Origin of the sequence: Candidimonas sp. SYP-B2681 (genome assembly GCF_003971065.1) — a bacterium.
Classification (GTDB): domain Bacteria; phylum Pseudomonadota; class Gammaproteobacteria; order Burkholderiales; family Burkholderiaceae_B; genus Pollutimonas.
Map to the genome: position 1 here is coordinate 636,177 of NZ_RYDV01000001.1, position 15,198 is coordinate 651,374.

General features: G+C 53.4%; 18 protein-coding genes. 9 read left to right on the forward strand and 9 right to left on the reverse strand.

Annotated features, from left to right (window positions below):
- Nucleotides 1-4 precede the first annotated feature (4 nt).
- Nucleotides 5-1,021, reverse strand: coding sequence for a folate-binding protein YgfZ (locus EKL30_RS03030; RefSeq protein WP_126705690.1), 1,017 nt, complete (start codon nt 1,019-1,021; stop codon nt 5-7).
- 152 nt (nt 1,022-1,173) lie between these two features.
- Here EKL30_RS03030 and mltG point away from each other — a divergent pair, with 152 nt between their 5' ends.
- The 5 genes from mltG to EKL30_RS03055 all read left to right on the forward strand — a co-directional run bounded on the left by mltG (nt 1,174) and on the right by EKL30_RS03055 (nt 5,831).
- Nucleotides 1,174-2,184 carry an endolytic transglycosylase MltG gene (gene mltG, locus EKL30_RS03035; RefSeq protein WP_126705691.1) on the forward strand — a complete coding sequence of 337 codons (1,011 nt, stop codon included), beginning with the start codon at nt 1,174-1,176 and terminating at the stop codon, nt 2,182-2,184.
- Complete coding sequence (tmk, locus tag EKL30_RS03040; RefSeq protein WP_126705692.1) at nt 2,184-2,828, forward strand: dTMP kinase; 645 nt, start codon at nt 2,184-2,186, stop codon at nt 2,826-2,828. The genes mltG and tmk overlap by 1 nt, the downstream gene beginning before the upstream one ends.
- On the forward strand, nt 2,825-3,883 hold the full coding sequence (gene holB, locus EKL30_RS03045; protein WP_126705693.1) for a DNA polymerase III subunit delta': 1,059 nt from the start codon (nt 2,825-2,827) through the stop codon (nt 3,881-3,883). Before tmk ends, holB begins: the two co-directional genes overlap by 4 nt.
- A 78-nt stretch (nt 3,884-3,961) precedes the next feature.
- Entirely contained in the window at nt 3,962-4,732 is a 771-nt protein-coding gene (locus EKL30_RS03050) for a TatD family hydrolase (RefSeq protein WP_126705694.1), read from the forward strand.
- Between the two features lie 187 nt (nt 4,733-4,919).
- On the forward strand, nt 4,920-5,831 hold the full coding sequence (locus EKL30_RS03055) for an ankyrin repeat domain-containing protein (protein ID WP_126705695.1): 912 nt from the start codon (nt 4,920-4,922) through the stop codon (nt 5,829-5,831).
- An 85-nt stretch (nt 5,832-5,916) separates the two neighbouring features.
- Here the strand turns inward: EKL30_RS03055 and EKL30_RS03060 are convergent, their stop codons facing one another.
- Genes EKL30_RS03060 through EKL30_RS03075 form a run of 4 tightly spaced genes read right to left on the reverse strand, consistent with a single transcriptional unit; the run spans nt 5,917 to nt 8,484 of the window.
- Nucleotides 5,917-6,714 carry an RsiV family protein gene (locus EKL30_RS03060; protein WP_126705696.1) on the reverse strand — a complete coding sequence of 266 codons (798 nt, stop codon included), beginning with the start codon at nt 6,712-6,714 and terminating at the stop codon, nt 5,917-5,919.
- Nucleotides 6,715-6,719: 5 nt separating this feature from the next.
- On the reverse strand, nt 6,720-7,418 hold the full coding sequence (locus tag EKL30_RS03065; protein WP_126705697.1) for a glutathione binding-like protein: 699 nt from the start codon (nt 7,416-7,418) through the stop codon (nt 6,720-6,722).
- Nucleotides 7,419-7,449: 31 nt separating this feature from the next.
- On the reverse strand, nt 7,450-7,941 hold the full coding sequence (locus EKL30_RS03070) for a glutathione peroxidase (RefSeq protein ID WP_126705698.1): 492 nt from the start codon (nt 7,939-7,941) through the stop codon (nt 7,450-7,452).
- A gap of 33 nt (nt 7,942-7,974) precedes the next feature.
- The gene (locus EKL30_RS03075; RefSeq protein WP_233582767.1) at nt 7,975-8,484 is read right to left on the reverse strand and encodes a peroxiredoxin; all 510 of its coding nucleotides are present in this window, start codon (nt 8,482-8,484) and stop codon (nt 7,975-7,977) included.
- A gap of 114 nt (nt 8,485-8,598) precedes the next feature.
- Between EKL30_RS03075 and arsC the strand changes: the two genes are divergently transcribed.
- Nucleotides 8,599-8,943 (forward strand): arsenate reductase (glutaredoxin), encoded by a 345-nt coding sequence (gene arsC / locus EKL30_RS03080; protein ID WP_126705700.1) that lies wholly within the window; start codon nt 8,599-8,601, stop codon nt 8,941-8,943.
- Between the two features lie 39 nt (nt 8,944-8,982).
- Entirely contained in the window at nt 8,983-9,855 is an 873-nt protein-coding gene (locus EKL30_RS03085; protein ID WP_126705701.1) for a DMT family transporter, read from the forward strand.
- A gap of 51 nt (nt 9,856-9,906) precedes the next feature.
- Here EKL30_RS03085 and EKL30_RS03090 read toward each other — a convergent pair whose 3' ends face one another.
- From EKL30_RS03090 to EKL30_RS03105, 4 genes are all read right to left on the reverse strand, one after another.
- Nucleotides 9,907-10,974: a sulfate/molybdate ABC transporter ATP-binding protein gene (locus tag EKL30_RS03090; protein ID WP_126705702.1), complete on the reverse strand. Its 1,068-nt coding sequence runs from the start codon at nt 10,972-10,974 to the stop codon at nt 9,907-9,909.
- Entirely contained in the window at nt 10,975-11,880 is a 906-nt protein-coding gene (cysW, locus tag EKL30_RS03095; RefSeq protein WP_126705703.1) for a sulfate ABC transporter permease subunit CysW, read from the reverse strand.
- A gap of 1 nt (nt 11,881) precedes the next feature.
- Nucleotides 11,882-12,742: a sulfate ABC transporter permease subunit CysT gene (gene cysT / locus EKL30_RS03100; protein WP_126705704.1), complete on the reverse strand. Its 861-nt coding sequence runs from the start codon at nt 12,740-12,742 to the stop codon at nt 11,882-11,884.
- Between the two features lie 74 nt (nt 12,743-12,816).
- Nucleotides 12,817-13,827: a sulfate ABC transporter substrate-binding protein gene (locus EKL30_RS03105; RefSeq protein WP_126705705.1), complete on the reverse strand. Its 1,011-nt coding sequence runs from the start codon at nt 13,825-13,827 to the stop codon at nt 12,817-12,819.
- Nucleotides 13,828-14,036: 209 nt separating this feature from the next.
- Between EKL30_RS03105 and EKL30_RS03110 the strand changes: the two genes are divergently transcribed.
- Together EKL30_RS03110 and EKL30_RS03115 are read left to right on the forward strand one after the other, a co-directional pair.
- Nucleotides 14,037-14,474: an MbcA/ParS/Xre antitoxin family protein gene (locus EKL30_RS03110; protein WP_126705706.1), complete on the forward strand. Its 438-nt coding sequence runs from the start codon at nt 14,037-14,039 to the stop codon at nt 14,472-14,474.
- 1 nt (nt 14,475) lies between these two features.
- A complete protein-coding gene (locus EKL30_RS03115) occupies nt 14,476-15,180 on the forward strand; it encodes an RES family NAD+ phosphorylase (RefSeq protein WP_126705707.1) in 705 nt (234 codons plus the stop codon).
- The last annotated feature ends 18 nt before the right edge of the window (nt 15,181-15,198 follow it).

Genomic DNA, 15,198 nt, shown 5'->3' on the forward strand with positions numbered 1-15,198 from the left:
TGGCTTAATCTTCGGCCCTTATCTTGTAAGGCATGGGCGCCAAATTAATGATCGGGCCGTCAGGTTGACCCAAACGAAATTCTGCAGTGTCCAAGTCGGACAACTGCACTTCCATCAAAACATGCAGCCCCCCGGAGCGAGCGGCGTTAATAATTCGCCCGCAAGGGGTGGCGGGGTTATGGGTGTTATAAATGTCGGAGCCAGTAAGCGACTCGGTATGAACGTCAGAGCCGGTTTCGGCAATACCATATGCCATGCGGCGCTTCACGGTGCCACGGTAATGGCTGCGGGCCACTACCTCCTGGCCGGGATAACACCCTTTCGTAAAACTGACGCCATCTATCAGATCTAGATTTAGCGTCTGTGGGATGAAAACATCTTGAGTGGCTGCTACGACCCAAGGCAAGCCCGCGGCAATGTCGGCGGCTTGCCAGCGTTCGGCTTTCGATGAGGCAACTGAAGTGTCAACACTGAGCGTCGAAGCGGCGCCGTGGGGCTGTTTGGCAATGAACCACCAGCGCACTATTGCAGGATCGGTTGATGGCGCGCAAATCCAGCTGCCGCTGCTGGTTCGTGCAACGTCCCAGACTTGCGGTTCACCGGACAGAATCTGAGCTTCTTTGATAAGCGTACTGTCTTGCAATGGGTTGGGGTCGGCGGTATGTGCGTCAAGCGTAAAATTATTCACGGCAACACCCGATACCTTCCAGTCAGTAAGCTGCAGTTTGGCTTTTGCCCGCAGCACAAACATCGAAAGCCGCTTTATCAGCGCCAGCGCTAGGTCGGCTTTAACAATGGCATAGAACGAAGGAATGTCGCCTTCATGGCCTCGCCACAGTACCATGCTGGCTAACAGGCGTCCTTTGGCGGTGCAGTAGCCGGCCAGGCGCGCGTGATCCGGACTAAGACCGCTAATGTCGTGCGTCAACTGACTATGGAGAAAACTGGCGGCGTCAGCCCCAGAGACCTCGATAACGGCAAGATCATTTAGGGGGGCAACAAAACTTGATGGATTGTTCATGAAAAAACACGACTCGCTACAAGAGACACAGGCAAAGGTAGCGATTATGATAACGGGCTTCGGGAAATCATGCTGTGGTTTCCCCCGGAAACCGAAGGCTTGATCTTTTCCCCGGTGAAATGCATGTCTTTGCTGGACTACACTTTGGTTCAATGACGAAACTTAAACTGATTTTTCTATATTTGCTATTGCTCGCGGCGGTTATCGCTACGGGGCTCAGCGCGGTTGCCTGGTACTGGGTAGAGCATCCAGTTGCCATGGACAGCGAACGGATCGACTACATTGTCGAGGCAGGTAGCCGTCCTCGGTCAATCGCACAGGTTATGAACAAATCCGGCATACATATTAATGAAACCGCCTTCGTGGCGCTGGCGCGATTGACCGGACGCGATAAGCTGCTGAAGGCGGGCGCCTATGAGGCAATGCGGGGCGATACCCCGCGCGTCTTGCTAGAGCGGATGGCAAACGGCGATATGTCTCAAACCCAGATTACCCTGATCGAGGGGTGGACGTATCAACGCGTCCGCCAGGCCCTGCGCGAAAATCCGCGCATCCGCCAGACGATGACCACGCTAACAGACGCCGAATTGTTAAGCAGACTAGGTTCGTCCGCCAGTAGCCCGGAAGGCCTCTTTTATCCAGACACCTACGTGTTCAATCCGGGATCCTCCGACTTTGATATATTGCGCCGTGCATATCATGCGCAGGAACAGCTGCTTGAGTCCGCCTGGGCTCAGCGCGACCCCGATTTGCCGCTTAAAACTCCTTACGAAGCGCTGGTATTGGCATCCATCATTGAAAAAGAAACAGGCCATAGCTCGGATCGTGACCGCGTTTCGGGCGTATTCATCAATCGCCTTCGTTTGAATATGCCTTTGCAAACCGACCCAACGGTTATCTATGGTATGGGCGAGGCATATCAGGGACGGATTCGCAAAAAAGATCTGCAGACCGACACGCCCTGGAACACTTATACCCGCGGAGGCCTGCCTCCGACGCCCATTGCCAACGCGGGGCGCGCCGCATTAACGGCTGCGTTGCATCCCGAAAAACATAAATTCCTGTATTTTGTCTCCCGTGGCGACGGCACAAGCGAATTTTCTCAAAACTTGCTCGACCATAATCGCGCAGTGTCTAAATATATATTAGGGCGAGGCAATTGATGCCGATTCAGCGAGGTTGTTTTATCACCCTTGAAGGTGTTGACGGAGCTGGAAAAAGCACCCACATTAAGTGGGTGGTCGAACAGCTGCAGCGACATGGGTTGTCGGTTGTCTCCACACGCGAACCGGGTGGCACGGCATTGGGCGAGCAATTGCGTCAGCTCGTGCTCACGCAACCCATGAATCTGCGAACCGAAACTCTGTTGATGTTCGCAGGCCGTTGCGAACACATCGAAACGGTTATTAAGCCAGCATTGGCTGCCGGCTCGTGGGTGGTCTGTGATCGATTCACCGACGCTACCTATGCCTACCAGGGCGGGGGACGCGAGCTGGGGTTTGAGCCGATCAGCCGGCTCGAGCAATGGGTGCACTCGGATCTCCAGCCTGATCGAACCTGGTTATTCGATGTGCCGCTGGCCGTCGCCCGAGAACGCCTGGCTCGTAGTCGTGACCTAGACCGGTTCGAACAAGAGGGAGATGATTTTTTCGAACGTACCCGACGTGCTTATCATGACCGCTTATTAAAGTTCCCCGATCGCTTGCGGATCGTAGATTCGACGTTGCCCATCGAGACCGTCCGTCTTGGCCTTGCGCATCAAGTAGACGAACTGGTTCAAAGCCATCATGCCGGTGTAGGGCCATGAGCGATTTGGCGCAATTCCTTCCATGGCACGAACAGTTGGCGACTTCATGGCTAAGCGATCGTGAGCGTTTCGCTCATGCGTGGCTGATTCATGGACTGCCGGGCATAGGGAAGCGCCAATTTGCATTGGCTGCGGCAGGAAGCCTGTTGTGTGAGTCCCCCATTCAAGGTATTGCCTGCGGTCATTGCGCGGCGTGTCTATGGCTGGCGAGCGGCAATCATCCGGACCTTCGCCGTATACGACCTGAGGCGATGGCCATGGAAGAGGGCGCGTCCGCAAGCGGTGGCGAAGACGAGGGCGACGCAGCTAGCTCCGCCAGCAAGAAGGCGCCATCAAAGGACATTCGCATTGACCAGCTGCGAGGACTGACATCGTGGTTCAACACCGCGACCCATCGGGGCGGTTGGCGCGTGGCGGTTCTGTATCCGGCTCAGGCGATGAATCACATATCGGCAAATGCGTTGCTGAAAGTTCTTGAGGAGCCGCCGGAACATACCGTATTTTTATTGGTGGCCGACGCTCCTGACCGGCTTCTTCCAACACTTGTGTCACGCTGCAGGCGGATGCCTTTGCCGGTACCCGACAAATCACACAGCATGTCGTGGCTGGAGGGTCAAGGAGTAAATCGGGCGGAGGAATGGCTCGCTTCGGCCGGCGGAGCTCCACTACTTGCCCTGCAGATTTCCAAAACGAACGAGAACCCTTGCCCGGAATGGTTGGCGCAGCTTATTTCCCCGCTGGCACGAGCTCAAGTCCCCGATATAGGCCCCGTAGCGGATCAATTGGAAAAAATACCCCCGGAGATCTGGATAGACACTTTGCAGCGACTTGTTCTCGATCTGCTTCTGGCGGCAGCCAACGCGCCCGTGCGATATTTTCCCGCTCTGGAGCGACAAACCCGCCTTGCCGCCGGTCACGCATCGCCGGTCGGTCTGGCCGAAGCGGCAAAATGGCTCGCACAGCAACGTGCGACTGCGTCGCACCCACTTAATGCAAAGTTGTTGGTACACGCTACTTTGCAACGGCTGATGATCGCCTGCGGCAAGGCCGTGTAGCGTTAGCAAAGAAGCTACACTGTGAAAATGGTGTCTCCTTTCGCCTACCTTTGAACTGATCAGCACAAGAAACTTATTATGTACGTCGACTCGCATTGCCACCTTGATTTCCCCGAACTGGCTGAAAACCTGCCTGAAATCCTGAAACGCATGGAAAAAAACCTAGTAAGTCACGCTTTGGTGGTGAGCGTCAATCTTCCGAATTGGCCTGGGCTGATGAGCTTGGTGGCGCCGCATCCGCACCTGTACGCCTCGGTTGGTGTGCACCCGGACTACGAAGATACGCCCGAGCCAACGGTACAAGAGCTGGTCGACATGGCAGAGTCTCCAAAAGTGGTCGCGATAGGCGAAACAGGCTTGGATTATTTTCGACTGTCCGAACCCCTGGAATGGCAGCGGGACCGTTTTCGAACGCACATCCGGGCAAGCCGGCAAAGCGGTTTGCCCCTTATTATTCATACTCGTTCGGCAAGCGCCGACACCTTACGGATTATGAAAGAAGAGGGCGCCGATGAATTTGGCGGTGTAATGCACTGTTTTACGGAATCTTGGGAAGTCGCCAAGGCCGCCATGGACCTGAATTTTTATATTTCGCTTTCGGGAATCGTCACGTTCAAAAAGGCGGCAGAGTTGCACGAGTTGGCTAAAAACCTGCCACTCGATCGACTGCTTATTGAAACGGATTCGCCCTATCTCGCGCCCGTGCCGCATCGTGGTAAAACCAATGATCCCTCCAACGTTATCCACGTGGCTGAAAAAATCGCCGAATTGCGGGGGATACCCGCCGTCACGATCGCACAACACTCTACCGATAATTTTTTTAGTCTTTTCAATAAGATAAGGCGTTAATCTAATCTAACTTATCTAATGTAAATTATCTAAAGTCCTTTCTCTACAGTGATTTATTCAATGTGGCCTACTTAACGAAAATTAGTTAAAGTAAGTTGTTAAACATCGCTGCTTAACCGCTAAAATGTCTAACAAAAGCATTTATCGAAACCTATCTCACAATATTGCCTTGTCTTTGGGGGCTGCCATGAAAAGTCTTTCAGATGGTTTATCTAGGCGCAGCCGCCTATCGGTGGCTTTCGCAGCGATAGTGCTGTCAATTTCCGCTTTTGCGGCACCCCCCTCAGACTGGTGGGTTCACATCGCGAACGATCAAGCGAAAAATGTGCAAACCATGCTGACGCGGGGCGTCGACCCCAACGAGCTTAGCGCGAAGGGTCAACCAGCGATCATGCAAGCCATCCGCGATGGTGCGTGGAACGTTTACGATGTATTGGCGGCGAATCCGAAAACCGCGCTCAATGCGATCAACATCAATCGTGAAACGCCATTGATGTATTTAGCAGTATTGGGCGAGACAAAACGCTCCGAGGACTTGATCCGTCGTGGCGCGATGGTGAATCGGCTGGGCTGGACGCCATTACACTATGCGGCATCCACGGGCAAAGTTGATACAGCAAAAATGCTCATTGCTCATAAAGCCATCATCGACGCCCCAGCGCCAGATGGCACTACGGCTTTGATGATGGCCGCGCATTCCGGGAATGAAGCAATGGTTCAGTTACTACTCAACCACGGTGCCGAGGTCACAACGCAAAACTTGCAGAAGCTCGACGCCGCCGACTGGGCACGCAACAATAAACACGAAGCGCTGGCAGCGAAACTCGACGCACTGACAAACAAAGTGCTGCAGCAGCGGGCAGCAATACGCCAGCAAAACAGTGTGCACGCGGCAAGGCCGGCGCACGAAGGTGTTGACGCCCGGCAAGGCGCTACCCAGACACAAGGCACCACAGATGTTAAGGCGGTTGATCTTAATGATCTCGATGCGGACGCGTCGAAGCCTCCGAAAGCCTCCAAGCCTTCCTCAAATAGCAGTGGAACGAAAAGCACACCTTATTTCGACCTGGAACGTTTCAACGACAAGCCGGCTGATTGATCAACGATTTGGCGTAGAAAGGCGGGTTACGACGCCAAACGACATTGCCTCAGAAAATGCTTATGCCTACATGGGGCCGTTTTATTTACGTGGGCAAGTATTCCGGTCGCAGGACATCTTGTAGGGCAGAGTAAGGAATTAGCAGTTCGGGTTGGCCTGAAGAATACGGGGCTAGTTGGTATGAATCGTATTTGACGATTAACCCTTGATCTGAAAAGCCAAAGTTGTTGCTTACTTGGAAGGGCCATACACGCGCGTAGGCTTGCGGGTCGCGCTGTGCGTCAGGGTTGGCGGCCAGCCATTGACTGTGCACAGATCTGAGCGCTGCTACGTAAGCATCATTTTTCCCAGGCTGCAGGACGTTCGCCAGGCCAAGCACTTTGCCCGCGGCATTATCCCAGTTCAGAAACTGCGTGGCAGAAATCCCATGCGCCGAGCCCGTGAAGTATTGCCAGGTATTCAACTCAACCACTGTCAGGTTCTTGTTCCTGTAGCGTGTCTTGGCCGCCAGCAACACAGAATCACGTGGAGCCGCTGTCTTCCAAAAGTATTGTTCGTACTCAGCGACCGTATCGTACGGGGGCAGTCCGCTATTACCGACGCCGGTCATTACAGCCAAAGCGTGATCAACCAGTTGCGTCAGTCGCTCTATGCCTGGAAAAATCACTGAATCCAGCTTTAATGTGGGGCAGTCCCCGGTACATCCCGGTTTCTTGTGTTCCCATTTGATTGCCTGAGTGAACAGCCCCTCTTTACTGGTCTGCTCGGCGATCTCAGCAGGTATTAAGGAAATGTTATCGGAAGGTCCGCTTGCACAGGCTGCGAGCACAGCAAAGGAGCCGGCGATCAGGGCCAGACGTAATTGTCGAATCAGAGGTTTCATAATGCTTATTTTACGGTGGAGGCATCCTGGCCGAAAAGAATTTTCCGTGAAGCCTCATCGTGGACTGAAGGTGCGGTATTGATTTGGGCCGCCAGTTCGTAGGCGCGCTGCGTGGCCGGACGTGCCCTGATCGATTCGAACCAACGTTGCAGGTTAGGGAAATCGTTCAGATCTTGCTCCTGGCGCGCATGCGGAACTATCCATGGATAGCACGCCATGTCGGCAATGGAATACTCGCCTGCGATAAAGTCCCGGCCCGTCAGGTGGTGATCAAGCACGCCGTACAAACGCGCCGTCTCACGAACGTATCGGTCAATAGCGTAAGGAATTTTGTCTAGGGCATAAGTATTGAAATGATGATTCTGCCCGGCCATAGGTCCAAGCCCGCCCATTTGCCAGAATAGCCATTGCAATACGTCTACCCGGCCTCGCAAAGTCGATGATATGAACTTGCCGGTTTTGTCGGCAAGATAAAGCAATATTGCCCCGGACTCAAAGACGCTAATCGGTTCACCGCCATCACTGGGAGCATGGTCGACAATGGCCGGAATACGATTATTCGGCGCGATTTTGAGGAATTCAGATTTGAATTGTTCGCCTTTGCCAATATCGACCGAAAAAATCTTGTACGGCAGGCCGGTTTCCTCTAGAAACAAGGTGACCTTGTGTCCGTTGGGAGTCGTCCAGTAATGAAAATCGATCATTGTGTTCCTTGTTCGTTTACGCCGGGATAGCTTACGGCCGCGATGCCAGCGCCTTTTCGATGTCGCTGCGCAATGCTGGGGGTTTCGTCATTGAGCCGTAACGATTCAGTACCTTACCATCGCGGCCAAGCAAAAACTTCGTGAAATTCCATTTGATATTCTGGCTACCCAGTACTCCGGCCTTTTCACTTTTCAGCCAGGTAAACAAAGGATGCGCTTGAGGACCATTGACGTCGATTTTCTGGAACATGGGAAAGGTCACGCCATAGTTGCGACTACAAAAATCGGCAATTTCGTCGGCACTGCCGGGTTCCTGGTTTCCGAACTGGTCGCAGGGAAAACCAAGCACAGCGAAACCGCGCTCGACATACTCCCTATATAGGGCCTCAAGGTCGTGGTACTGCGGAGTGAAGCCGCATTCTGAGGCAACGTTGACCACCAGAAGCACCTGGTCCTCGAATCTTGACAGCTCTATGCTTTCACCATTGAGCGCCCGCGCGGAAAACGAAAAAATGGAAGTCATGGAGTTTGCATTAATGATGGCCGACGATGAGTCTTACTTTACCATTGCAGCCCACTTTTTGACTGCGGCCATGGTATTGGCAACATGATCGTCGGGGCTCATACTGCTGTATTTATAATAGATCTTGCGATCCGGTGTGATCACGTAAGAGACGCGATTGGCCATATTTGGCATAAACGCCATTTTGGCGTCGTAGGCCTTTATCACATTGGCCTGCGGGTCGGCCCCTACGGCGAATTTGCTCCTGCATGCACTGACCGAGAACTCTTTCAACTTTTCCAGATTATCGGCGGACACGCCCAGTACCGTGGCTCCATATTGCTTGTATTCGTCGATGGCCTCGGCGAAGCTGTACGCTTCGATAGTGCAGCCTTTGGTGAAGGCTGCAGGATAAAAATACAGCACGACCGGGCCTTTTTTTAAGGCCTGATTCAATGAGAACGAGAATGCGTTGCCCCCAAGCGTGGCGTCGATAGTGAAGTCGGGAGCGTGTGCTCCTGGCTTCAACTGGGCATTGGCTGGCGTTGAAATGGTCCCGGCCATGATCAGCAAAGCACATGATGACGCAGCGACTAAACGAATAAAATTCATGGTGGCTCCCGGAGCGCAATTCAGTAGGCTAAGATGTCAAGTCTTACAAACACATGACTTATTGCGATGACTACGATCTATCATAATCCGCGTTGTGGCACTTCGCGCACTGCATTACAAATCTTGCAAGACCGGGGTCTGCAAGTCAAGGTTATCGAATACTTGAAAACTCCTTTGTCTCGCGACTCGCTTGGCGCATTGATCACCGATGCCGGTCTTCCGGTTCGCGAAGCGATACGCAGTAAAGAATCCTTGTTTCAAGAATTGAAACTTGACGATCCGGCGATTACCGATGACCAATTGCTCGATGCCATGGCAGAACATCCCATCCTGATGAACCGGCCCTTCGTGGTGACAAATAAGGGCACGCGCTTGTGCAGACCGGCCACCGTGGTGGAAGAGATCCTTTGAACTTTAGCAATGGCCGCGGCATAAAATAAAGCGCTCCAGATGACCGCTCAGGCCTTTTTTCTGGTGGTGATCGCCGCCGCCTTGCACGCGTCGTGGAACCTGATCTCCAAGCGGGCAGCCATAGCGGGCGCATCGTTTGTTTTTGCGTATCGATTTTGTTCTACAGTTGTGTATGCACCATGGGTCGCTTACATTTTCTGGAACGACGGCATGGCGTGGAGCTGGCTGGTCGTAGCTTTCATTGCTATGTCGAGTGTGCTGCATCTGGGCTACAGCATTTGTCTCTTACGAGGCTATCGTGCAGCCGAGTTGTCTGTCGTGTATCCGGTTGCCCGCGGGACGGGACCTTTACTGGCCAGTGTAGGCGCCTTTCTTTGGTTGTCAGAAATTCCTTCATTATCGGGCGCGCTGGGTATTTTCAGCGTAGTGGGGGGCATATTGCTGATCGCTACACAAGGAAACTGGCGACAATTTGCGCACGCGCAAGCATGGATCGGGATCCGATGGGGTGTCTTGATCGGCGTTTTTATCGCCGCTTACAGCCTGACCGACGCCTACAGCGTAAAGGTTTTGCTGGTCGCGCCGGTCTTGCTCGATTGGCTGTCCGCGTTCGGCGGCACGTTACTGATGGCGCCCTCGACATGGGTCAGGCGGGCGCATGTGCGCGAGCAGATGCGCGGTAAATGGGGACTTGCCCTGGCTGTCGGCATTTTGTCGCCGCTGGCGTATATTTTGGTGCTCTATGCTTTACAGCAAGGGGCCGAAGTCAGCGTTGTGGCCCCCTTGCGCGAGATGTCCATGATGATGGCCACGTTCGCCGGTTTCCTGATACTGAAAGAAAAAGTCTCCGCCATGCGCTGGCTGGGCTGCGTGGCCATCATCGCCGGCGGTGTCTTGTTGACCATGCGTTAAGACCAAAAGACCTTAACGCATACATTCGGCTGATCTAAAGGCGGGTAGGGCTTAGGCAGCCTGTTCCAGAAAAATATGCACCTGACGCGGCCTGACGACTAAGGTTTCGTTGTCTTTAAGTTGCAGCTGAGATAAGCGTTCCTGAGATATCACGGCCTCGATGAGTTCGTTGGTATCGTTGCGCTTAAGTTCAAGCTGGGCGAGAGGGCCAATAGCATGCACGCGCTGCAGGCTTACCACCAGTCCTTTTGCTCCGGCGGTATAGCGTTCAATTTCGATGTCGTGCGGCCGTACGTAAGCAGTGCCTTTTGTATCTTGCGCGTCTTGATGACCGGGTGCTTCGAAGACCGTATCACCTGTTTCAATCAAACCATTATGAACTCGGCCGTGAAATAGGTTCACATTGCCTAGGAAACCATAGACAAACGGCGACGCGGGATGGTCGTACACGGCAGCCGGCGACCCTGTCTGTTCAACCTTGCCGTGATTCATGACCACGATCTCGTCGGCGACTTCAAGCGCTTCTTCTTGATCATGCGTCACGAAAATGCTGGTGACATTCAGTTCGTCGTGCAATCGGCGCAACCAGCGCCGCAGTTCTTTACGTACCTGGGCATCAAGCGCCCCAAACGGCTCGTCGAGCAGCAGCACCCGTGGCTCTACCGCCAACGCACGCGCCAACGCTATTCGCTGTCGCTGGCCACCTGATAATGCGGAAGGTTTGCGATCGGCGAGCCAGTCAAGTTGGACCAGTTCAAGCAATCGCATCACTTTCGCGCGTATCTGTTCTTCGGAGGGGCGATCTTTGCGTGGTTTGACGCGCAAGCCAAATGCAATGTTTTCGAACACGCTCATGTGCTTGAACAAGGCGTAATGCTGAAATACGAAACCCACTTGGCGTTCGCGCACATGCCGGTCTGTTGCGCTTTCATTGTCCAGCAGTATTTGACCGGAGTCCGGGGCTTCAAGCCCGGCCACAATGCGCAACAACGTCGTTTTTCCACAGCCCGACGGCCCAAGCAAAGCAGTCAGTTTCCCATCGGGAAATTTTAGGGAAACATCGTTCAGGGCGACAAAATTTCCAAACCGCTTGTGAATATTACGTACTTCGATGCTCATTTAATACTCCTGCGCAGAGGGTGAATGCACTCGGTTTTGGGCGTGCCATTCAACCCAGGATTTCAGGGCGAGCGTAACCAGTGCCAAAAGCGCTAACAAGGACGCCACGGCGAACGCTGCCGAAAAGTTGTATTCGTTGTAAAGGATCTCGACGTGTAAAGGAATGGTATTAGTTAGCCCTCGGATATGCCCGGACACCACTGAAACGGCTCCGAATTCACCCATAGCGCGCGCATTGCACAAAATAACGCCATATAACAGACCCCATTTAATATTCGGAAGTGTAACGTGCCAGAAGGTTTGCCATCCGGAAGCCCCTAGAACAAGCGCCGCTTCCTCTTCTTCGCTGCCCTGCGACTGCATCAACGGAATGAGCTCGCGGGCGACAAAGGGAAAGGTGACAAATACGGTGGCGAGTACGATTGCCGGCACCGCGAATAGTATCTTGATATCGTGTTCGTAAAGCCAGGGACCGAGCCACCCTTGGGCGCCAAATATCAGTACATAGACCAAACCAGAAATTATGGGAGAAACCGAAAAAGGGAGATCGATCAGCGTGATCAGTAGATTCTTGCAACGGAACTCAAACTTGGCGATCGCCCAGGCTGCACTGACACCGAAAACCAAATTGAAAGGTACTGCGACAACGGCCGCCAAGAGCGTCAGCTTGATCGCCGAGACCGCATCGGGCTCGATGATGGCGGCAATGTACGCATCCCATCCCTTCCGAAAGGCCTCGGCAAAGACTGCCAATAAGGGGATCAACAGAAATAGCGTCAGGAACAGGAGAGCAGTGATGATCAGCGCGTACCGTACCCGCGGAGGTTCCTCCGTGGCGGATTTTGCGCGTGCCGACCTGGCGTACGGCACCGAAGGAGAGGCGAGGGCAATATCGATGGAGGCCATATTATGTCCCTGTCGCGAAAGTACGTCGGCGCGTCCAAGCTTGAAGCAGATTGATGGCCAACAGAAGAATAAAAGAAATTGATAGCATTACGACTGCAATGGCAGTCGCGCCAGCGTAATCGTATTGTTCGAGCTTAGTCACAATGAGTAAGGGAGTGATCTCTGAAATCATGGGCATATTGCCCGCAATAAAAATCACCGAACCATACTCGCCGGTCGCCCGGGCAAAGGCCATGGCAAAACCAGTAAGCAGGGAGGGCAATATGATAGGAAAAACCACCAGACGAAATGTCTGGAAGCGGCCTGCGCCCAGACTGGCGGCAGCCTCTTCCAGCTCCCGTTCAGCTTCCTCAAGCACCGGCTGTACTGTCCTGACAACAAACGGCAGGCCAATAAATGTCAGCGCCACAATCACCCCCAGCGGGGTAAACGCGACCTTAATACCTAAGGGCTCAAGATACTGTCCCAGCCAACCGTTCGGAGCATATAAGGCCGTCAAGGCAATACCGGCCACTGCTGTGGGCAGGGCAAAGGGCAGGTCAACCAGGGAGTCGATGAATCGCTTTCCAGGGAAACGATATCGGACCAAGACCCATGCCACAATACTGCCAAAGACGACGTTGATGGCGGCCGCGATCAGCGACGCGCCGAAGCTAAGGCGATACGAAGCCATGACCCGGTCCGACGTCACGGCTTCCCAAAATCCGCTCCAGGTCAGCGTGAAAGTTTTGAGGAAGACGGCCGACAACGGAATCAGAACAATCAGTGCCAGGTACAGCAAGGTAAAGCCCAGGGTGATATTGAATCCCGGAATTACGCGGAAGCTTCTAGATATCCGGAGAGTAGAGGCAATGCGGGACATAAGTATCACTTGTTGACATTACAACAAGCAGCGACCCGATTGAGCCGCTGCAGACGATGGCCTTGAGCCGGTGTTCATTTCTTGCCTGGTTGGTAAATCTGGTCGAATACGCCGCCATCTGCGAAGTGCGCCTTCTGGACTTTGTCCCAGCCGCCGGCAATTTCATCGATAGTGAACAGCTTCACGTTTGGATATTGGCTGGCATATTTGGCCGCGATTTTTTCATTCGTTGGACGGTAATAGTTCTTACCCGCAATGTCCTGGCCTTCATCGGTGTAAAGGTATTGCAGATAAGCCTCGGCCACTTTTCGGCTATTTTTTTTGTCAACCACCTTATCTACGATGGCAATAGGCGGCTGGGCCAGAATGCTGACTGAGGGAGCAACGATTTCGACCTTTTCCCGACCTAGTTCCTTGATAGCAAGCAGGGCTTCGTTTTCCCATGCCAGCAAAACATCACCTATGCCACGCTCGACAAAGGTAGTGGTCGATCCTCGCGCCCCTGAATCCAGTACGGGCACTTGCTTGAAAAGTTTGCGGACAAATTCTCTGGCCTTTTCCTCATTGCCGCCCGGCTGCGTCAGGGCATAACCCCAAGCTGCCAGGTAGTTCCAGCGTGCTCCGCCCGAAGTCTTCGGGTTGGGAGTAATGACCGAAACACCGGGTTTGACCAGATCGTTCCAATCAGTGATTTTCTTGGGATTGCCCTTGCGCACCAGAAAGACGATTGTCGACGTGTATGGTGAACTATTCGAGGCGAACTGCTTCTGCCAACTGGGCTTAAGAATTCCTCGTGCAGCAATGGCATCGATATCGGAAGCCAGCGCAAGGGTCACGACGTCAGCGTCGATGCCGTCGATGACCGACCGCGCTTGCTTTCCGGAACCGCCGTGCGATTGTTTGATGGTGAGGGTATCGCCCGTCTTCGCTTGCCAGTGCTTTGCGAAAGCCTGATTGAACTCCTTATACAGCTCGCGAGTGGGGTCGTACGACACGTTAAGCAAGGAAATTTCGGCCGCGTTGCCGGCTTGGGCCGCGAACAGCCCGGCAATAAAGAGTGTCTTGATCAGTCTGGGCAGCAACATAACGCATCCTTGGAATGGTAGTTTTTTTAGTACAGACGTCCAGACTAAACAGATAGGTATAAAAACTGAACGAATAGTTAGCTCATTGTTAATAAGCTGACGGCATAATGTTTTTTTGTCCTCAGGCAATAGAAGTTCCTTATTCGAACCGGCACATCCTTGCAAAGTCCAGGTCAGGAGTATAAAATGTCCATAACCGGAGAAACAAAATGAGCCTCGCTTATGCCTATCCCCTTAGTCGGTTCGAACCAGCCGCCGTCATTGACCTGAATGACAAGGCCGCAAGAGAGCGCTTGTCCAAGTCCGCGTTGCAAGGCTTCTTTAAATTGGCTGAGGCCTGGAAGCTGCGTGATGAAGATGCCTGCATTTTGCTTGGCGGCGTTTCAAGTAGCGCTTTTTATGAATGGAAGAAGAAGCCTGGCCGGGTGCTCGAAGTAGATCGCATCACGCGCATCTCTTATCTACTGGGCATTTACAAAGCTTTGCATATTCTGTATGGCGACGAGCTTGCCGATCGCTGGGTCAGCTTGCCGAATCGCAATATTATTTTTAGCGGCAAAACCCCGCTGCGGTATATGCAAGAAGGCGGACTGCTGGCTATGCAAACGGTGCGCGCCTTGCTCGATGCTCGCCGCGGCGGAATGTAGGATGCGTAGTCCGCCGGTTTCGCTGATTCGTCAACTAGACACCTGCCGCTTGCTGCCTTCCCGATTTGCCGACCAGGAAGATTCCGTCCTGTCCCCGCTGGCCAACAATCCTGAACACCTTAAAGATTTGTTCGATCTTGATAATGCCACTAACCAGCGGCTGGCGGCGGAACGCGGTGCCATGCCCGGCATCGGTATCGATGAACTCGTGTTCGGCGTGCCCAACTTTCGTATGGTGAACGCAGCTTATGCCTACCCGCGGCCCGAAGGCAGCCGGTTTAATACAGGCGCTCGAGGAGCCTGGTATTGCTCGTTCGATGTGGAGAGCGCCTTGGCGGAGGTCGTCTTTCACAAAATAGTTGAGTATTCCGAGATAGATTTTTTCAATGATACGGTCAACTACCAGGTCCTGATGGCGGATTTCAGCGCAGAATTCCACGACCTTCGTACAGCTCCTGGCTTCAAGGCCTGCCTGGATCCGGTCAGCTATGTGGCTTCCCAGCGACTTGCGGTTCAGTTGCTCGAGCGAGGTTCGATGGGTATTGTTTATCCCAGCGTTCGACATAAGGGGGGCACTAACCTCGCCTGTTTCCGCCCTGCGCTGGTGGGAAATGTACGCCGAGGCGTCGCCTACACCCTGAGTTGGTCCGGATCGCCAGAACCAGCGGTGAACCTGGCATCGCCCTTAAAAAAGAAAAAATCATAACTTAATAAGAACGGGGAC

Excerpts from the sequence above, each read along its gene's own strand:
- cysT (WP_126705704.1), bottom strand. The coding sequence starts at position 12,742 with ATGTCCCGCATTGCCTCTACTCTCCGGATATCTAGAAGCTTCCGCGTA.
- EKL30_RS03050 (WP_126705694.1), top strand. The coding sequence starts at position 3,962 with ATGTACGTCGACTCGCATTGCCACCTTGATTTCCCCGAACTGGCTGAA.
- EKL30_RS03070 (WP_126705698.1), bottom strand. The coding sequence starts at position 7,941 with ATGACTTCCATTTTTTCGTTTTCCGCGCGGGCGCTCAATGGTGAAAGC.
- EKL30_RS03065 (WP_126705697.1), bottom strand. The coding sequence starts at position 7,418 with ATGATCGATTTTCATTACTGGACGACTCCCAACGGACACAAGGTCACC.
- mltG (WP_126705691.1), top strand. The coding sequence starts at position 1,174 with ATGACGAAACTTAAACTGATTTTTCTATATTTGCTATTGCTCGCGGCG.
- EKL30_RS03075 (WP_233582767.1), bottom strand. The coding sequence starts at position 8,484 with ATGGCCGGGACCATTTCAACGCCAGCCAATGCCCAGTTGAAGCCAGGA.
- tmk (WP_126705692.1), top strand. The coding sequence starts at position 2,184 with ATGCCGATTCAGCGAGGTTGTTTTATCACCCTTGAAGGTGTTGACGGA.
- holB (WP_126705693.1), top strand. The coding sequence starts at position 2,825 with ATGAGCGATTTGGCGCAATTCCTTCCATGGCACGAACAGTTGGCGACT.
- EKL30_RS03090 (WP_126705702.1), bottom strand. The coding sequence starts at position 10,974 with ATGAGCATCGAAGTACGTAATATTCACAAGCGGTTTGGAAATTTTGTC.
- cysW (WP_126705703.1), bottom strand. The coding sequence starts at position 11,880 with ATGGCCTCCATCGATATTGCCCTCGCCTCTCCTTCGGTGCCGTACGCC.
- arsC (WP_126705700.1), top strand. The coding sequence starts at position 8,599 with ATGACTACGATCTATCATAATCCGCGTTGTGGCACTTCGCGCACTGCA.
- EKL30_RS03105 (WP_126705705.1), bottom strand. The coding sequence starts at position 13,827 with ATGTTGCTGCCCAGACTGATCAAGACACTCTTTATTGCCGGGCTGTTC.
- EKL30_RS03115 (WP_126705707.1), top strand. The coding sequence starts at position 14,476 with ATGCGTAGTCCGCCGGTTTCGCTGATTCGTCAACTAGACACCTGCCGC.
- EKL30_RS03030 (WP_126705690.1), bottom strand. The coding sequence starts at position 1,021 with ATGAACAATCCATCAAGTTTTGTTGCCCCCCTAAATGATCTTGCCGTT.
- EKL30_RS03085 (WP_126705701.1), top strand. The coding sequence starts at position 8,983 with ATGACCGCTCAGGCCTTTTTTCTGGTGGTGATCGCCGCCGCCTTGCAC.
- EKL30_RS03110 (WP_126705706.1), top strand. The coding sequence starts at position 14,037 with ATGAGCCTCGCTTATGCCTATCCCCTTAGTCGGTTCGAACCAGCCGCC.
- EKL30_RS03055 (WP_126705695.1), top strand. The coding sequence starts at position 4,920 with ATGAAAAGTCTTTCAGATGGTTTATCTAGGCGCAGCCGCCTATCGGTG.
- EKL30_RS03060 (WP_126705696.1), bottom strand. The coding sequence starts at position 6,714 with ATGAAACCTCTGATTCGACAATTACGTCTGGCCCTGATCGCCGGCTCC.